This is a genomic window from Nevskia ramosa DSM 11499, from assembly GCF_000420645.1.
GTDB classification, from domain to species: domain Bacteria; phylum Pseudomonadota; class Gammaproteobacteria; order Nevskiales; family Nevskiaceae; genus Nevskia; species Nevskia ramosa.
Genome location: NZ_ATVI01000005.1, coordinates 832,923 through 850,643, shown reverse-complemented (window position 1 = coordinate 850,643; position 17,721 = coordinate 832,923). Strand labels below are relative to the sequence as shown.

17 protein-coding genes are annotated in these 17,721 nt (G+C 64.2%); 7 read left to right on the top strand and 10 right to left on the bottom strand.

The window, feature by feature from the left end:
* Genes nuoI through nuoN form a run of 6 tightly spaced genes read left to right on the top strand, consistent with a single transcriptional unit; the run spans nt 1 to nt 6,268 of the window.
* Entirely contained in the window at nt 1–537 is a 537-nt protein-coding gene (gene nuoI, locus G513_RS0104555; RefSeq protein ID WP_022975640.1) for an NADH-quinone oxidoreductase subunit NuoI, read from the top strand.
* 15 nt (nt 538–552) lie between these two features.
* The gene (gene nuoJ, locus G513_RS0104550; RefSeq protein ID WP_022975639.1) at nt 553–1,041 is read left to right on the top strand and encodes an NADH-quinone oxidoreductase subunit J; all 489 of its coding nucleotides are present in this window, start codon (nt 553–555) and stop codon (nt 1,039–1,041) included.
* A 36-nt stretch (nt 1,042–1,077) separates the two neighbouring features.
* Nucleotides 1,078–1,413 (top strand): NADH-quinone oxidoreductase subunit NuoK, encoded by a 336-nt coding sequence (gene nuoK / locus G513_RS0104545; protein ID WP_022975638.1) that lies wholly within the window; start codon nt 1,078–1,080, stop codon nt 1,411–1,413.
* 6 nt (nt 1,414–1,419) lie between these two features.
* Nucleotides 1,420–3,273, top strand: coding sequence for an NADH-quinone oxidoreductase subunit L (nuoL, locus tag G513_RS0104540; RefSeq protein WP_022975637.1), 1,854 nt, complete (start codon nt 1,420–1,422; stop codon nt 3,271–3,273).
* Nucleotides 3,270–4,826 carry an NADH-quinone oxidoreductase subunit M gene (nuoM, locus tag G513_RS0104535; RefSeq protein ID WP_022975636.1) on the top strand — a complete coding sequence of 519 codons (1,557 nt, stop codon included), beginning with the start codon at nt 3,270–3,272 and terminating at the stop codon, nt 4,824–4,826. The genes nuoL and nuoM overlap by 4 nt, the downstream gene beginning before the upstream one ends.
* Nucleotides 4,823–6,268 carry an NADH-quinone oxidoreductase subunit NuoN gene (nuoN, locus tag G513_RS0104530; RefSeq protein ID WP_022975635.1) on the top strand — a complete coding sequence of 482 codons (1,446 nt, stop codon included), beginning with the start codon at nt 4,823–4,825 and terminating at the stop codon, nt 6,266–6,268. Before nuoM ends, nuoN begins: the two co-directional genes overlap by 4 nt.
* Nucleotides 6,269–6,354: 86 nt before the next feature.
* On the opposite strand, the gene G513_RS0104525 is transcribed toward nuoN, so the two are convergent.
* Nucleotides 6,355–6,837, bottom strand: coding sequence for a hypothetical protein (locus tag G513_RS0104525; protein WP_022975634.1), 483 nt, complete (start codon nt 6,835–6,837; stop codon nt 6,355–6,357).
* 281 nt (nt 6,838–7,118) lie between these two features.
* Here G513_RS0104525 and G513_RS0104520 point away from each other — a divergent pair, with 281 nt between their 5' ends.
* Entirely contained in the window at nt 7,119–7,637 is a 519-nt protein-coding gene (locus tag G513_RS0104520) for a hypothetical protein (RefSeq protein WP_022975633.1), read from the top strand.
* Nucleotides 7,638–7,700: 63 nt separating this feature from the next.
* Here G513_RS0104520 and G513_RS0104515 read toward each other — a convergent pair whose 3' ends face one another.
* From G513_RS0104515 to G513_RS24650, 9 genes are all read right to left on the bottom strand, one after another.
* Nucleotides 7,701–8,450 carry an amino acid ABC transporter ATP-binding protein gene (locus G513_RS0104515; RefSeq protein WP_022975632.1) on the bottom strand — a complete coding sequence of 250 codons (750 nt, stop codon included), beginning with the start codon at nt 8,448–8,450 and terminating at the stop codon, nt 7,701–7,703.
* 17 nt (nt 8,451–8,467) lie between these two features.
* Nucleotides 8,468–9,418: an amino acid ABC transporter permease gene (locus G513_RS0104510; protein WP_022975631.1), complete on the bottom strand. Its 951-nt coding sequence runs from the start codon at nt 9,416–9,418 to the stop codon at nt 8,468–8,470.
* Between the two features lie 101 nt (nt 9,419–9,519).
* Nucleotides 9,520–10,824, bottom strand: coding sequence for a sensor histidine kinase (locus tag G513_RS0104505; protein ID WP_022975630.1), 1,305 nt, complete (start codon nt 10,822–10,824; stop codon nt 9,520–9,522).
* A 14-nt stretch (nt 10,825–10,838) separates the two neighbouring features.
* The gene (locus tag G513_RS0104500; protein ID WP_022975629.1) at nt 10,839–11,069 is read right to left on the bottom strand and encodes a DUF2970 domain-containing protein; all 231 of its coding nucleotides are present in this window, start codon (nt 11,067–11,069) and stop codon (nt 10,839–10,841) included.
* A 5-nt stretch (nt 11,070–11,074) separates the two neighbouring features.
* On the bottom strand, nt 11,075–11,566 hold the full coding sequence (locus G513_RS24660) for a DUF2505 domain-containing protein (RefSeq protein ID WP_022975628.1): 492 nt from the start codon (nt 11,564–11,566) through the stop codon (nt 11,075–11,077).
* A 50-nt stretch (nt 11,567–11,616) separates the two neighbouring features.
* Nucleotides 11,617–13,032: an ABC1 kinase family protein gene (locus tag G513_RS21365; protein ID WP_022975627.1), complete on the bottom strand. Its 1,416-nt coding sequence runs from the start codon at nt 13,030–13,032 to the stop codon at nt 11,617–11,619.
* Nucleotides 13,033–13,106: 74 nt separating this feature from the next.
* The gene (locus G513_RS24655) at nt 13,107–15,689 is read right to left on the bottom strand and encodes a DUF1329 domain-containing protein (RefSeq protein ID WP_022975626.1); all 2,583 of its coding nucleotides are present in this window, start codon (nt 15,687–15,689) and stop codon (nt 13,107–13,109) included.
* Nucleotides 15,690–15,705: 16 nt separating this feature from the next.
* A complete protein-coding gene (locus G513_RS21355) occupies nt 15,706–16,953 on the bottom strand; it encodes a cation:proton antiporter domain-containing protein (protein ID WP_022975625.1) in 1,248 nt (415 codons plus the stop codon).
* Nucleotides 16,950–17,720: an energy transducer TonB gene (locus G513_RS24650; protein WP_022975624.1), complete on the bottom strand. Its 771-nt coding sequence runs from the start codon at nt 17,718–17,720 to the stop codon at nt 16,950–16,952. The genes G513_RS21355 and G513_RS24650 overlap by 4 nt, the downstream gene beginning before the upstream one ends.
* Nucleotide 17,721 lies beyond the last annotated feature (1 nt).

Sequence of the window (17,721 nt, the reverse complement as noted above, 5' to 3'; positions counted from 1 at the left end):
ATGAAAGCAATCCTCGGCGGTATCTGGAGCAACCTGCGCAGCATGTGGATGGTGTTCACCCACAGCTGGCGCAAGCGCGACACCTTGATGTACCCGGAAGTACCGATCTACGTGCCGCCGCGCTACCGCGGCCGCATCGTGCTGACCCGCGATCCGGATGGCGAAGAGCGCTGCGTGGCCTGCAACCTGTGCGCGGCCGCCTGCCCGGTCGGCTGCATCAGCCTGCAGAAGGCCGAGCGCGAAGACGGCCGCTGGTACCCGGAATTCTTCCGCATCAATTTCTCGCGCTGTATCTTCTGCGGCTACTGCGAGGAAGCCTGCCCGACCAACGCGATCCAGCTGACCCCCGACTACGAGCTTGGCGAGTACCGCCGTCAGGATCTCGTCTACGAGAAGGAGCACCTGCAGATCGCCGGTCCTGGCAAGTATCACGACTACAACTTCTATCGCGTGGCCGGCATGGCGATCGCAGGCAAGCCGAAGGGCGCCGCCGCGAACGAGACGCCGCCGGTCGACGTGAAATCGCTGCTGCCCTGAGCCCGGACGATCATCGTGGAAATCGCGTTCTATCTCTCTGCAGCCGTCGCCGTCATCGCCACGGTGTTCGCCATCAGCAACACCAACCCGGTGCATGCGCTGCTGTACCTGATCGCCTCGCTGCTGGCAGTGGCGATGGTGTTCTTCTCGATCGGCGCGCCGTTTGCCGGTGCACTGGAAGTGATCGTCTACGCCGGCGCGATCATGGTGCTGTTCGTGTTCGTGGTGATGATGCTCAACCTCGGTCAGGCGGCGGTCGACCAGGAGCGTCGCTGGCTGACGCCGAAAGCCTGGCTCGGTCCCGGCATCCTCTGCGGCGTGCTGATGATCGAGATGATCCGCGTGCTGTCGCCCACCTTGAACGGCGGCATCGGCGGCTCGGTGATCGACGCCAAGATGGTCGGCATCGCGCTGTTCGGGCCTTATCTGCTGGTCGTGGAACTGGCGTCGATGCTGCTGCTCGCAGCGCTGGTCGCCGCTTTCCACATGGGGAGACACGACTGATCCGCCACGTGCGCATCAGCGAGAAAAACTAGAACCATGACCACTACCGAAATCGCGACCACCGCAGCGACGGTTCCTCTGGAACACGCGCTGATCCTGTCCGGCATCCTGTTTTCACTCGGGCTGCTCGGCATTCTTGTCCGCCGCAACATCCTGTTCGTGCTGATGTCGATCGAAGTGATGATGAATGCCGCCGCCGTCGCCTTCGTGGCCTCGGGCAGCCGCTGGGGCCAGGCCGATGGGCAGGTGATGTTCATCCTGATCCTGACCTTGGCCGCCGCCGAAGCCAGCGTGGGCCTCGCCCTCGTTCTTCAGCTGTACCGCCGGTTCCAGACGCTGGACACCGATGCCGCCAGCGAAATGAAGGGATAAGAAGACATGTTCGATCTCCTGTTCCTGGTTTTCCTCGCGCCGATGATCGGCTTCCTGTTGCTGTCCTTCGGACGCGACAAGTGGAGCGAGAACGCCGCCGCCGTGATCGGCGTCGGCTCGGTCGGCATCTCGGCGCTGGTCACCGCACTGTGCGTGTTCCAGTTCATGACCCATCCGCCGGAAGGCGGCGTGTATACCCAGCATCTGTGGACCTGGATGACGGTCGGCACGTTCAAGCCTGAGTTGCAGCTGCGGCTCGATGGCCTGAGCCTGACGATGATCTCGGTGATCTGCGGCGTCGGCTTCCTGATCCACCTGTTCGCTTCCTGGTACATGCGCGAGGACAAGGGCTACGGCCGCTTCTTCTCGTACATGAACCTGTTCGTGATGAGCATGGTGTTCCTGGTGCTCGGCGACAATCTGCTGTTCCTGTACCTGGGCTGGGAAGGCGTCGGTCTCGCCTCCTACCTGCTGATCGGCTTCTGGTACACCGATCCTGCCAACGGCGCCGCGGCCCGCAAGGCTTTCGTCGTGACGCGCGTTGGCGACACCTTCATGGCGATCGGCCTGTTCCTGCTGTTCCGCGATCTGGGCACGCTGGATATCCAGCAGATTCTCGTCGCGGCACCGGCCTACTACGCCGACAAGCCGAGCCTGATCACCGCGATTGCGCTGCTGATGCTCGGTGGTGCGGTCGGCAAGTCCGCGCAGCTGCCGCTGCAGACCTGGCTGCCGGACGCGATGGCCGGCCCGACGCCCGTATCGGCACTGATCCACGCGGCGACCATGGTCACCGCCGGCGTCTACCTGATCGCCCGCACGCATACGCTGTTCGAGCTGTCGCCGTTCGCGCTGCAGATGGTCGGCCTGACCGGTGCCGTGACCCTGCTGATCGCCGGCTTCACGGCGATGGTGCAGACCGACATCAAGCGCGTGCTCGCGTACTCGACGATGAGCCAGATCGGCTACATGTTCCTGGCGCTCGGCGCCGGGGCCTGGTCGGCAGCGATCTTCCATCTGATGACCCACGCCTTCTTCAAGGCGCTGCTGTTCCTCGCCTCCGGCGCGGTGATACTCGGCTGCCACCACGAGCAGAACATCTTCCACATGGGTGGCCTGCGCAAGAAGCTGCCGCTGGCGTTCTGGAGCTTCGTGATCGGCGGCTCGGCACTCGCTGCCCTGCCCTATCTGACCGCCGGCTTCTACTCGAAGGACGAGATCCTGATCGGCGCCTGGGCCGGTGGTCATCAGGGCCTGTTCTTCGCCGCGCTGTTCGGCGCCTTCCTGACCTCGATCTACACCTCGCGGCTGATCTTCATCACCTTCTTCGGCAAGTATCACGGCCATGCCGATGTCCATGCCGGACACGGCCTGGCCTACAACATTCCGCTGATGGTGCTCATCGTGCTGTCGACGCTGGTCGGTGGCTTCATCCATCCGCCGGTCGAGGCGGTGCTGCCGGCCACGCATCACGCCGAGCACAGCGTGCATACCAACATCGCGCTGGTCTCCGGTGCGGTAGCGCTGCTGGGCGTCGCGATCGGCTACGCACTGTTCTTCGGTGAGCGCCGCTTCGTGACCAAGCTCGGCAAGAACCCGACGGCCACGCTGATCGCCAAGTTCTGGTTCAGCGCCTTCGGCTTCGACTGGCTGTACGACCAGCTGTTCGTGAAGCCCTTCAAGTTCCTCGTCCACATCACTCGCAACGATATCTTCGACATTGCCGTCATGAGCGTCACCATTCCGCTGACGGCCCTCAACGGCCTGTTCTCGCGCACCCAGACCGGCCAGATCCGCTGGTACGCCGCCAGCATGGCTGGCGGTGCGGTGCTGATCATTGCCCTGGTGGCGCTGTCATGATCCTCGTCTGGTTGATGGCGATTCCGTTCATCGGCGGCTTCCTGTGCTGGCAGGGCGAGCGCTTCGGCCGCGGCTTCCCACGCTGGGTCGGCCTGATCACGATGTCGACGGTGCTCGGCATCTCGATGTATCTGTGGGTCACGGGCGACTATTCGCAGACCCTGCTCAGCACCAGCAATCCGCATTGGGTCGAGGAGTTCCGGGCCAACTGGATTCCGCGCCTCGGCATCAGCTTCCACCTGGCGCTCGATGGCCTGTCGCTGGTGCTGATCGTGCTCACCGGCCTGATCGGCGTCATCGCCATCGCCTGCTCGTGGAATGAAGTGCAGCGCAATGTCGGCTTCTTCCATCTGAACCTGCTGTGGAACCTGGCCGGCGTCATCGGCGTGTTCCTGGCGATGGATCTTTTCCTGTTCTTCTTCTTCTGGGAAATGATGCTGGTGCCGATGTATTTCCTGATCGCGCTCTGGGGCCATAACGCCCCCGGCGGCAAGGGACGCGTGTTCGCGGCGACCAAGTTCTTCATCTTCACCCAGGCTTCCGGCCTGCTGATGCTGCTGGCGATCCTGGCGCTGGTGTTCGCGCATTACGCCGCCACCGACGTGCTGACCTTCAGCTATCCGGAGTTGCTGACCTGGACCCGCAGCGGCGCGATGTCGGCGCAGCTGGAGTGGTGGCTGATGCTCGGTTTCTTCGTCGCCTTCGCAGTGAAGATGCCGGTGGTGCCGCTGCACTCCTGGCTGCCCGATGCCCACTCCCAGGCACCGACCGCCGGTTCGGTCGATCTCGCCGGCATCCTGCTGAAGACCGCCGCCTACGGCATCCTGCGTTTCGGTGTGCCGTTCTTTCCGAACGCTTCGCACGAGATCGCGCCGTTCGCGATGTGGCTAGGCGTTGCCGGTGTCATCTACGGCGCGGTGTTGTCGCTGTCGCAGCACGATGTGAAGCGCTTCGTCGCCTACACCTCGGTTTCGCACATGGGCTTCGTGCTGATCGGTATCTATTCCGGCACCGAGCAGTCGCTGCAGGGTGTGGTCATGCAGATGCTGGCGCACGGCATTTCCGCCGGCGCCCTGTTCATCTTGTGCGGTGAAGTCTACGAGCGCCTGCACACCCGCGACCTGCGCGAGATGGGCGGTCTTTGGTCACGGCTGCCGTTCCTGCCGCCGATCGCGATGTTCTTCTCGGCTGCTGCCCTCGGCCTGCCCGGCATGGGCAACTTCATCGGCGAGTTCCTGATCCTGGTCGGCAGTTTCCCGGTCGCCCCGGTGATCACCATCATTTCGGCCTCCGGCCTGATCCTGGCGGCGGTGTACTCGCTGATGATGATGCAGCGGGCCTTCTTCGGCCCGCCGAAGAGCGAGGAAAAATTGCGCGATCTCAACGCGCGGGAAATGATCACCATGCTGAGCCTGATGGCGCTGATCCTGTTCATGGGTCTTTATCCGCAACCGATCCTCGATGTGACCAAGGCCACGATGGCCGGCGTCCAGGCGATCTACGCCACCGGCCTGCCGGTGTCGGCTACCGCCATGATCGGGGTGCAGCCATGAACCGCCAACAACTGCTGGCCTTGCTGCCGATCCTGTTCTCCAGTGCCACCGTGGTCTGGGTGATGACGGCGATCGCGATCAAGCGCCACCACTGGTGGAACGCGACGTTCTCGGTGATCGGCCTGAATCTGGCGCTGATCGGCTGCGTGGTCGCCTACTTCGTGTCGCCGCAGATCGTCACGCCGCTGCTGATCGTCGACAGCTACTCCTGCCTGTACATGGCGATGGTGCTGGCGACCGGTCTGGCCACCGCGACCCTGTCGCATGCCTATATGGAAGGCTATGACGGCAACAAGGAAGAGGTTTACCTGCTGCTGAACCTGTCGGTGCTGGGCGGCCTGGTGCTGGTCTGCGCGCGGCACTTCGCCTCGTTCTTCATCGGCCTGGAACTGCTCAGCGTGCCGCTGTACGGCCTGATCGGCTATCTGGTCAAGGAACGCCGTTCGCTCGAAGCGAGCATGAAATATCTGGTGCTGTCGGCCGCCGCTTCGGCCTTCATCCTGTTCGGCATGGCCTTGATCTACTCGCAGACCGGTGCCTTGGCGTTCAGCGACATCGGTGCCAAGGTCGCCGCGATCAGCGGCAGCGGCTACACGGTGATGGTGGTCGGTGGCGCGATGATCCTGGTCGGCATCGGCTTCAAGCTGTCGCTGGCGCCGTTTCATCTGTGGACGCCAGATGTCTACGAAGGCGCGCCGGCGCCGGTCGCCGCCTACCTGGCCACCGCTTCGAAGGTCGCCGTGTTCGCGGTGCTGCTGCGCTTCTTCATCGAAGCCAAGGCCTACAACTACGAACTGCTGCTCGACGTGCTGAGTGCGCTGGCGATCATCTCGATCGTGCTCGGCAATCTGCTGGCGCTGCTGCAGGACAACATCAAGCGGCTGCTCGCCTATTCGTCGATCGCCCACTTCGGCTATCTGCTGGTCGCGTTCATCGCCGCCGGCCAGTTCGCCACCGAAGCGGTCGGCGTCTATCTGCTGACCTATGTCGTCACCACCCTCGCAGCGTTCGGCGTGGTGACGCTGATGTCCAGCCCGTACAAGAACCACGACGCCGACACGCTCTGGGATTACCGCGGCCTGTTCTGGCGTCGGCCGTATCTGACTGCGATCTTGACCACGGCGCTGCTATCGCTTGCGGGCATCCCGATGACGGCCGGCTTCATCGGCAAGTTCTACGCGATCACCGCCGGTGTCGAGAAGCGTCAATGGCTGCTGCTCGGTGCCGTCGTCTTCGGCAGCGCTGTCGGCCTGTACTACTACCTGCGCGCAATGGTGCAGCTGTATCTGCGCGCACCGTGGGTCCGTCGTTACTCGGCGCCGCTGGCCTGGGCCCAGGGTACCGGTGGCGCGATGGTCGTCGCGCTGGCCGTGTTGATGCTGGTACTCGGCCTCTATCCGCAGCCGTTCATTGCCGCGATCCAGGCGGCCGGACTGCACTGATGCTCTGATTGCCGGCGACGGCAGTCAGTACAAAAAAAGCGGCGAACATCTCTTCAGATGTTCGCCGCTTTTTTCATGCCGCTGGATTAACGGAACTTCAGGCCCGCGAGGCCCGGCAGACCCGGCGTCGCAGCAGCACTGCCGTTGCCAATCAGCGCGACGGACACCGTACCGGCACCCTTGACGATGATCGCCGCAATCGGCTGGGTCAGCGCAGCGCCGGGCGCCGCCAGCGGCTTGGCAAACTTGTCGATCGCGATGTAGGTCGGCAGCAGGGCGTCATAGCTTTTGTTGAACGACTTTTCGGCGGTCAGACCCAGCATCTCCAGCGGGGTACCCGAGGTGGCGAGCACGGCGAAACCGCTGAAGCCATTCCGGCCGGCGACGAAGCCTTCCGTGGTGTTGCCGGCAAAGAAGAACGGCGTGGAACCGGCCAGGCCACCCGGATACTGGGCACTGCCGGACAGCAAGGTAGCCACGGCACCAGGGAAGTTGGGCGCCGCCAAAGTCTGCGTCGAATAGCTTCCCGCAACCGCGAACAACGCCAGCGCGAACATGTAACGTTTCATGGCTTTCTCCGTATCTGAAACTTGTTTTTCGTTGTTGCGGCCGCGGCCGCCGGTGATCCGGAACCAGGATGAATGAAATTTTCACGCTGGCGACGGTAGCCGAGGTTATCCCAAGCTCCGTGCCCCCGCACTTTCGTCCGGGGTTCACCCTTCAAAGCGTTCGTGAATCCCCTTCATCCGTTTTTACTGGGCAATAATCACGCGTCTGTTCGGTAGCGCACCCCCGCGCGCTACCGTGATCGCATCAAACGGAAGCTGCATTCAACAAGGAGACACTAATAATGAAACGTACCCTCTTGGCCCTGGCACTGCTTGCAGCGGCTGGTTCCGCCTCGGCGCAGGCGGTTGGCAACCTCAGCAACCTGCGCGTCCCGCAGGCCCTCGACACGCTGCTGACCGGCAGCAACCGCTTCCAGGGCGGCCTGCTCGGTGGCTTGCCGGCCTTGCTTGCCGGCAACACCACCAATGGATTTCTGGCTTTCCGCAACGGCGTCAGCGGCTTCGCCGTGACCCTGACCGAAAACTCCAGGCTGGAGAAGATCGGTACCGGCACCGAAACCCTGTTCGTCAAGGGTTATGACGCGCTGGAACCGCTGTATCAGAAGATCGACAACCTGACCGTTCCCCTGCTGGAGCCGCTGAATCCGAAGATTCAGCCGCTGCTGCTCGAAGTCATCGGCCTCGTCGACGGCACCTACTTCGCCTTGACCGGCCTGCCGACCAGTTCTTCCAACGTTGCGGTGCCGATCACCCGCAGCGGCAATTCGCTGCCGGGTCTGGACGGTCTGCGTATCCGGTAACGACGCTGCAATGAGCACTGCAGGCGGATCGGTTCGCCGATTCGCCTGCAGTGCCATCCAGCTTCACAGGATCTGGCGCAGGAACGTCTTCAGGCGATCATGTTTCGGCGCGTCGAAGAACGCGCTTGGTGGCTCCTCGCAAAGGATCTCGCCGGCATCCATGAAGATCACCCGGTCGGCCACCGCGCGAGCAAAGCCCATCTCGTGGGTGACCACGCACATGGTCATGCCTTCGGTCGCCAGCTGCTTCATCACTTCCAGCACTTCGCCGACCATTTCCGGATCGAGCGCGCTGGTCGGTTCATCGAACAACATCACCGCTGGCTGCATCGCCAGCGCACGGGCGATCGCCACCCGCTGCTGCTGACCGCCAGACAGCTGGGACGGATAGCAGTCGCGCTTGTCGGACAGACCCACCTTCACCAGCAGCGCCCTCGCCCGCTCTTCCGCCGCCGCTGCCGACAGCTTCAGCACCTTGATCGGCGCCAGACTGAGGTTTTCCAGCACGGTCAGATGCGGGAACAGGTTGAACTGCTGGAACACCATGCCGACCCGCTGCCGCAGGCTGCGCAGATCGGCACTGCGCTGATGCAGCACATGGCCATCGACGACGATCTCGCCGCCGGTGATCGATTCCAGGCCGTTGAAGGTTCGAAGCAAAGTCGACTTGCCGGAACCGCTGGGTCCGACGATCACCACCACCTCGCCGGCTTTCACCGACAGCGACGCGCGCTTCAGGCCGAGCACGCCATTCGGATAACGCTTCTCGATGCTGCGGGCTTCGATCAGTACGGTATCGGTCGTCGCGTTCATCCCAGCCATAGGGCTCTTCATCCTTGGGCAGCGAAACGCTTTTCGAGCCGGCGCACGGCGATCGACAGCACGCCGGTCAGCAGCAGATACATCAGGGCGACGACGAACCAGACCTCGAACGGGCTGAAAGTGGAAGAGACCACCTCGCGGCCGGCCTTGGTCAGATCGGTCAACGCCATCACCGAGACCAGCGAGGAATCCTTGATCAGGTTGATTGACTGTCCGGCCAGCGGCGGCAGCACGCGCCGGGTCGCCTGCGGCAGGATCACGTGGCGCATGGTCTGGAAGCCGGACAGGCCCAGGCTCTGCGCCGCTTCTACCTGACCCTTCGGCACCGCTTCGATGCCGGCGCGGACGATCTCGGCAACATAAGCGCCGGTGAACACCGACAGCGCCACCACGCCGGCCGCGAAGGCCGACAACTGCAGCACGGTACCGATGAAGAAATAGACGATGAAGATCTGCACCAGCAGCGGCGTGCCGCGAATCACTTCGACATAGAACGCGGCGAGATCGCGCGCCGCCGGATTCTTCGATACCCGACCAAGGCCGACGATCAGTCCCAGCACCAGCGCGAAGACCAGCGACAGGGCCGAAATCTTCAAGGTCAGCCACAGGCCGATCAGCAGCGGGCCGGGCCCCAGCTGGTCCTTCTTGGCCAGCACATCGCCCTCGAAAACCAGATCGCCATTGCTGACCAGCACCCGGCTGAAGTCTGTGAAGCTCGTCGTTTCGGAGCCGCGCAGCGCCGTCATCGACAGCTGCTTGCCATCTTCGGACACCGCAACGAAGCCATCGAACGGCGCCTTCTGGTCTTCGCCTTCGGTCGAGATCAGATACTGCGGAATGCGCTCCCAGCGCCAGGTGTAGTCGATGCGCTTGCTGGCGATATACAGCGACGCGCCGAACACGGCGAGCAGCGCAACGGCCAGTCCGTGCCACAACCAGCGGGAAGTCGAATTCGGCATTGCGGGAGGAAGGCACATCCCGTGCCGAAGCCGGGATTTGGAGAAGAAGGGATCGTCCGGACGATACCGGTTTTGCGCCGGGCTGTTAAGGAAACCCGGCGCTAATCCGGCAGGCTCAGCATCACCCGCAAGCCGCCGCCTTCGCGATTGCCGAGGGTGATCCGCCCGCCGTGCGCTTCGATGATCTCGCGCGCCAGCGCCAGGCCCAGACCGGTGCCGCTGCGCTTGGTCGAATAGAACGGCAGCAGCGCGTTGGCCAGCACCTGTTCGCTCATGCCCGGGCCGGCGTCGCGAACCTCGATGCGCCAATCGGCACTCACCTTCTGCACCGACACGCTGACCGCCTCGGTCGGGCTGCCGGACTCGTGGGCGTTGCGCAGCAGATTGATCAGCACCTGCTCGAGCTGGGCGCGATCGAAGCGACCCTGGCCATCCGGCACCGGGCCGTCGATCACGAACGGGCCATGCTCCTGCAGGCTGTCGACGAAGTCACGCCAGCCGACCTTCTCCAGGCGCGGCGTCGGCAGCTTGGCGAAAGTCGCGTAGCCGTCGATGAAGCCATGCAGATGCCTGGCGCGTTCGCCGATCGAGCCGAACACGCTGCCGACCCGCGCCAGATCACCGCGCCGCGCCAGCTCGGCACCGGAATGGGCGAGCGAAGAGATCGGCGCCAGCGAATTGTTCAGCTCATGGCTGATCACCCGGATCAGCTTCTTCCAGGTCGCCACTTCCTGGCGTGACAGTTCGCGGGTCATGCGCCGGAACAGCAGCAGTCGATGCGGCTGGCTGGTCAGCCGGAACGCCCGGCCGGAGACGTGATACATCTCCTCGGCACCGTCGATCTCGACGCCGAACAACGCGTCCTCGCCACTGGCGACCGCCGTGCGCAGCGCTTCCGGACAGCTGTCCAGGATCACCGTGAAGTCATGGCCGTTCATGGCACGGCCTTCGTTGAACAGATGACGCGCGGCGAGATTCGCGTAGGCAACGCGATTGCCCTCATCGGTCAACACCAGCGCCACCGGCGTGTTCTGCACCACGGTATCGAGCAGCAACTCGCGCTGCACCAGTCCCTGACGCTGCTCGCGCAAGGTGCTGCCGAGCTGGTTGTGGGCCGCGGTCAGATCGCCGAGTTCATCGCGGCGATCAGTGGCCAGCGAAATGCTGAAATCGCCATCGCGATAGCTGTCGACCAGGCCGGTCAAGCCGCGCAGCAGCAGCGCCACCGGTTCGATCAGCCAGCGCGCCAGGCCGAGCACGAACGGCAGCGCGATCAGCAGCGCAACGGCGCCCGCGGTCCAGACATCATCGAAGCCGCGGCCGAGCAGCACGCCGAGCGCCACACCGGCCGCCACGGCAAGCACGAGCACCGCCGCGAGCTTGCCCTGCAGGGAATGGCGGCGCATTTGCTGCTCCGAGCTCAGGCGCCAGCGTTCTTCAGCAGCAGCTGGACGATACCCCACAGGCTCAGCACCAGGACCAGGGTCAGCACGATGGCCACGGCGATGAACACCATCGGCTTGCCGGCCGAGAAATCACGTACCCGGTTCTTCTCGCTCTGCACGCCGAAGAACGAAGCCAGCACGCTGAAGACCGTGTCGAGCAGACTCGGCGGCTTCACCTGGGACGGCTTGTTCTCGGGCTCGGGCATCGCGATCAGTAGTCCGCCAGCAGCTTGTTCGACAGCACGGCGTCCTCGGCGGACTTGGTCTTGATGTCCTCGGCGATGAACTTTTCCAACTTGCCACCGAGCAGAGGAATGCCGCAGCTGACGTTCCAGTTGAAGGCATTGGTCGCCTTCGGCGTGCCCGACACTTTCATGTCGGCGCTGATCTTGATCGGCACGCCCTTGATCTCGATTTCCAGACGGCCGACGCCGCTGGCCAGATCCCAGGTGTCCTGCTGGATCACCGTGTTGTATTCGGCGAGAAACTTGCGCGCGAAGTCCGGCAGCGCGCTGGTATCGGACTTCTGCTGCGAACGGTGCTTGATCCGGAACTTGTTGCCGGTGGTCTCGCATTCGAGGATCTCGAAATCCTTGACGCCGGAGAGCGTCGCGTACTTCTTGTCGAAGTACTTGCGGTCCGAATACATCTTCAGCACCGATGCGGCCGGCTTGTTCAGGCGATGGCTGTCTTCGAATTTCATGGGCGTCTCGACTCGTGAAAAATGGTTTTTATGAACGGCAGCTGCGGTACTCAGATCGCTTCGTCGTCAATGCCCAGCGCCTTGAACAGCGGCGCCCGGGTTTTCAGCTCGGCATCGAGCGTCGCCAGCATGATGAACACGCCGGCCAGACGACGATGCAGGAAGGCGATCTCGCGAGGCGGCACCCGGAAGTAGCGCGACAGCGCATTGCGCGCCGCGATGTTGGCCACCCGCATCGGCAACCGGCTCTGGCCCCAGCGATAGTCGCCGTTGGCGGTCAGGAGTTCCGGCGGCGTGGTCGGATCGTCCGGCGTATTGAATGGCTCGGTGATCAGTTCGCACATCTCGGCGAAGGCGTTCTGCACCTGGTCGGGAAAATTCGCCTGCATCATGCCGATGTCGACGGCGCCCTTCAGCGTGCGCACGCGGTCGTGCAGCGAAGCACCGGCCACGACATCGGCATAGGCGTCGATGAAGCTGCGCTCGAACTCGCGGGTAGCGCCGAAATCGAGCAGCACGATCTGATCGTCGGCACCGCTCTTGTCGCTGCCGAGCCGGAAGCGGTAGTTGCCGAAGTTCGGATCGCTCTGCACCAGTCCCCAGCCGAAGAATTCCTTCAGGAAGACGTCGAAGAACGCGCCGCCCAGACGATTGCGCCGCGCCTGGGACAGCTTCTTGACGGTTTCGTCGCGCACCGAAACGCCGGCCTCGAAGGTCGTGGTCAGCACCAAATCAGACGAGTAATCGCGCAGCACCTGCGGCACCACGAAGCGCGGATCGTCGGCCAGACGGCGGCCGAATTCCTCGGTGAATGCGGCTTCGGCGCGATAGTCGACTTCGCGCTTGAGCATCTCGCGCACTTCGGAGAAGGTCGGCTCCAGATCGATCTCCTTCGGCGCCAGCCGGCTCATCGCCAGAATGCGAGACAAGGTGCGGATGTCGCTGTCGATCGAATCGGCAACGCCCGGATACTGGATCTTCACCACCAGTTCCAGGCCATCGGACTTGCGCCGCGCGCGATGCGCCTGGCCGAGGCTGGCAGCGGCGATCGGCTCCTCGTTGATGTCGAGTTCCGCCAGGCGCTTGCGGCCCAGGCGCTGCTCCAGGGCCGGGCCCACCACCTTCCAGTCCACCGGCGGCGTGTCGTCCTGCAAGCTGGCCAGCACGTTGGTGGCTTCCTCGGGCAGGAAGTACTGGCCGAACAGCGACATCATCTGGCCGGCCTTCATGACGCTGCCCTTGAGCTTGCCGAGTTCGTCGGCAAGCACCTGCGCCTGCTTGCGATAGAACTCGCGATTGGCGTCGCTCTTCTCGACCTCGCCGCGGAAGATGTTCATCAGCGAATGGGCGACGATCTTCGAACCCGCGCCGAAGCCGAGCTTGGTCAGCGCGATGTTGCGCGCGAACGGACTGGTCTTCAGCGAAGACAGGCTGGCTTTTGGCTTGCTCGGCGGATCAGCATCCATGGATCAGACAGGGAGTTCAGTGCGGACGAGTGTTCATTCTAGCCTTCGGGCATGACGGCCCCGGCGGCGGCGCCTCAACGGCTGTACTTGTTCTTGACCGAAGCCGGCAGGAAGTCTTGATCGTCCATCTTGACGCCGTACTGGATCGCCGGCGATTCCGAGAACAGACGCTCGGCGAAGTAGCTGCCGGCCTTCAGGTCGTAAGTAAGGCTCGGCACCGCAAACGAGGCTTGCACGTCGTACAGCGGCAGCAGATGGCCTTCCTGGAAGCGCCACAGGCGGCCGGCGGGATCGTAGTTCTCGACCAGCACCACGTTCCAGCTGTCCTCGTCGACATAGAACAGGCGGCGGCCGAAGCTGTGATTATTGCCCGGCCGCAACGTCGCCTCGACCACCCAGACCCGGTGCAACTCATAGCGGGCGCCGGCCTGGTTGAAATGGCCCTTGGTCAGCAGCTGTGCGTTCTTGTAGCGGCCATCGCTCAAGCGATAGGCGTTGTAAGGAATCAGCAGCTCGCGCTTGCCGGTGAGCTTCCAGACATAGCGGTCGAACAGGCCGTTGTACATGTCGACCATGTCGATGAACTGGATCGCGTCGGTCTCCGGAAAAGGCTGGTCGTAACCGATCGGCGGCACCCGGAACATCTTGCCGACATTGACCAGCAGCACCCAAATGCCGCGCGCCGTCTTCAGCGAATTCGCCGTTTCATGGAACAGCGCCACGAACTCCGGCGAGCCGCCCGGCTTGGCGACACTCAAGGTGCCGTAGGCGAGCATGTTGTCGCGCGTCACATCACCCGGCTGGCTGATGTTGCCGTAGCGGAACAGCACCCGGAACACCACGTTGCCGAGATTGCGGATGGCGCCATCGGCCGCGACCACGGCCTGCTTGTAGCTGAGCTGCACGGCATCACCGCGATAGCGCACGCGGTGATTCCACAGCACTTCGACGCCGGTCTTCGGCTGCGGGAACGGGAAGCCGAGCTTGGCCCCTTCGAGCGAATCCGCCGCCGGTGCGCTGGCCCGGCCGTTGTTGGCCTTGGTCGCGTCGTAGATCGCCTGCGGGAACGCCACCGTGCGGCGCGTCTCGTAGACCGGCATCGTGTAGTCCGGGTACTTCGCGAACAGCGCGCGATGGCCGTCCGACAACTGGCCGACGTACTGGACGAAGTTCGACGCGGTGATCGTGTACTTCGGCTTGTCGTTCGGGAACGGATCGACGAGCTTGCCGCCCGGCTTGAACGCGGCCGGCCATTGCGAACGCGTCAGCCCACCGGTCCACGGCGGAATGGTGCCGGCAGCATTGCTGCCCTGCTCGGCGCCGACCGGCGTCAAGCCGGCACTGCCTGATGCGGCAACTGGCGAAGCGGCGTCCGGTGTCGCCGGTACACCAACAGGCGCTTCCGCATCGGCGACATTGACCGGTCCATTCAGCAAGCCGGTCGCCAGCTCCGGCGTGCCGTCATCGCGACGCGACTTGCGCGTTGCCAGTGCGGTGATCGCCTGTTCGCGAGCGCGGCCGGAGTCCAGGTACTTGACCCATTGCTCGGCGAGCTTGCGGCTGGCTGGATACTGCGCAGCATCGCGGAACGCCTTCGCGGCCGCATCGACCTCGGCCTGCTGGTACAGCGCGATGCCCAGCGTCATGTAGGCCGGGCCGGACTTGGCGCCGGTCGCGATCGCCTGCTGAAGCGCTGCAATCGCCTTCGGATATTCCTCGCGATCGAGATGCAGCTGGCCAAGCTGCAGATACAACTCCGACGATGGTGCGGCCTTCAGCGCATCGTTCAGTGCGGCGATCGACAAGGCCGATTCGCGCGACGCGATCCACAGCCCGGCCAGCGTGCGCAGATTGGTCGCCGAGCGCGGCAGCTGCTGACCATCGAGCCAGCCCTTCATCAGCGAGCCGGCGGCATACGGCGCGCCGATCTGCGCAGTGAGGCCGATCAGCTGCAGCCGCTGCTCCTCGTTGACGATATAGCCGAGGCGGCTCGCCACTTCCATCGACGCCTGCGCCCGCGCGCTGTTGCCGGCCTTCAGATACAGCGCGCTGAGCCGGAACCAGTCGTCCTTGGCACTTGGCTGATCGCGCAGCACGGTTTCCAGCACCTTGGCCGCTTCGCCTTCTTCGCCGGCACCAACATAAGCCGCATACAGCGCGCGCCGCCAGGAGATATCGGCATTCGGTCTGGCCGCAACGCCCTTGGCCAGCGCGCCGGCCGCATCCTTGTAGCGTTTCTGCTGCAGATAGGCCGCGCCCAGCGCCACCAGCTGCTCCGGCGGCAGTGCCTTGCCGGCCTTGTACAGCGGCTCGATGTTCTTCATCACGCTAGCCGGGTCGCCGCTGCCGACTCTGAGCTTGCCGAGCGTGGCGCGCATCTGGTCCGCCGCCGGGCCGGACAGCGCGCCGGTGGCGATCGCTTCATCGAGATACTTCGCGGCCTGCTCGTAATCCTTGCGGCCGGCGGCCTGCCCGGCCAGCTCGCGCAGCAGCAGCGCTTTCGCGTAGGGATCGTTGGTCGAGTTGAGCTGGGCGTTGAGATCTTTCGACGCGCCCTCGCCTTCCGGCACCCGCGCCTGGCTACGGTACTGATCGGCATCGGCCACGGTACCGGCGAGCAGCAGGCCGGCAATCAGGGTCGAGCGAAGTCGCCTCATTCCGGATCAGCCCCGGTCAGCGAAAACGCGTGGTCAGGCGCAGCACCAGCGGATTGACGGCGATCGAGATCAGCGCACCGGCCACCACCAGACCCTGCGCCTGCTTCGGCACCAGTTCCAGAGTGAGCCCGAGCCCGATCAGGATAAAACTGAACTCGCCGATCTGCGCCAGTGCCGCCGATACGTTCAAGGCCGTGCCGTTCGACCAGCCGAGCACGCGGACGATCGCGTAAGCCACCACCGACTTGCCGATGACGATCACCGCCACCACGGCCAGCAGCGACAAAGGCGCAGTGACCACGATCATCGGATCGAACAGCATGCCGACGGAGACAAAGAACAGCGCCGCGAAGGCATCCTGGAACGGCCGCAGTTCATCCGCGGCGCGATGGCTGTGATCCGATTCGTTGACGACGATGCCGGCGAAGAACGCACCGAGCGCGAAGCTGACGCCGAACAGTTCGGCCGAGATGAACGCCACGCCGAGCGACAGGGTGATCGCCGCCAAGGTGAACAACTCGGCCGAACCGCTTTTCTCGACTCTCGCCAGCAGCCACGGAAACACCCGCTTGCCGACCACCAGCATCAGCACCACGAACAGCGCGATCATCGCCAGGGTCAGGCCCAGCGAGCGCAGCAACGCGTTCAGATCCAGTGCTTCGCCTCTGAGCGGCCCGGCCAGCGCCGGCAGCAGCACCAGCGCCAGGACCATGACCAGATCCTCGACGATCAACCAGCCGATCGCGATCTGGCCATCTTCCGACTGCAGCATGCCGCGCGCTTCCAGCGCCTTCAGCAGCACCACGGTACTGGCCACCGACAGGGCCAGCCCGAGCACGATGCCGCCGCCCAGGGTCCAGCCCCAGAACTCGGCCAGACCAATACCCATCGCGGTGGCCAGCGCGATCTGCGCGATGGCACCCGGCACCGCGATGCGCCGCACCCGCATCAGATCGCGAATCGAGAAATGCATGCCGACGCCGAACATCAGCAGGATCACGCCGATCTCGGCGAGCTGCGGCGCGATCGTCGCATCGACGATCAGGCCCGGCGTGAACGGCCCCACCGAAACACCGGCGACCAGATAGCCAATCAGCGGCGGCAGGCCGAGACGAAACGCGATGAAGCCGCCGACGAAGGCAAAGCCGAGGCCGATCGCCAGGGTTTCGATCAGCGCTTCGTCGTGGGCATCGCCGGCGGCGAACGCGGCCAGCGGCAGCAGCAGTGCGGATGACAACAGTGGCAGGTAGAGACTCGGTTTCATGGGTTGTTGTAGTTGTAGGCGCAGTCAGCCGGGTCCATCTCGACTCTTTGTTTCACTTCAGCCGCCGCCTTGCCACCTTTCGGATAGATCCAGTGGCTGACGCTTTCGATCGCCGCCGCTTCAAAGACACCTCTGGGACTCGCATCGACGATGCGCACGTTCTCGACCTGGCCGCGTGGCGTGACCACGAACACCACCTCGACCCAGCCTTGCAGCTTCTGCTTGCAGGCCCAGGGCGGCATCTGCGGACGCGCGGTGGACAGCGGCACCAGCTCGCGGCCCTTGAAGCCACCATCACCGACTCCGCCACCCCCGCCGCCATTGCCGTTGCCGCCACCGCCGGCGAAGCCGCCGAAAGTGCCGGAATTGCCGAGGCCCATGCCGATTCCGAGATTGACGTCGCCGACGCCGATGTTGGCGATCGCGACATTCGGCGCAACGATCGGAATCGACGGCCCGGCAATCACCGGCAGGTTGGGTCGCGCCAGCGACGGCGGCGCATCGGGCGGTGGCGGTGGCGCCAGTTCCGGCAGCTTGGCGGCCGCATCATCCGGCTCCGGCGGCTTCTGTTCCTCAGCCTTGACGATCTGCGATACCGGCAGCGATTCGTCCCCGGGCGGCCCATCGATATGAGGCGAAAGGATCATCCAGCGCATCATCACCACCATCAACAGCACCAGCAGCGCAGCCAGCGGTGCGAGCAGCAACCAGCGCAGCACATTGCGACGCGCCGGCATCAAGCCACTGCTGTCGGCGACGGCCGCCATC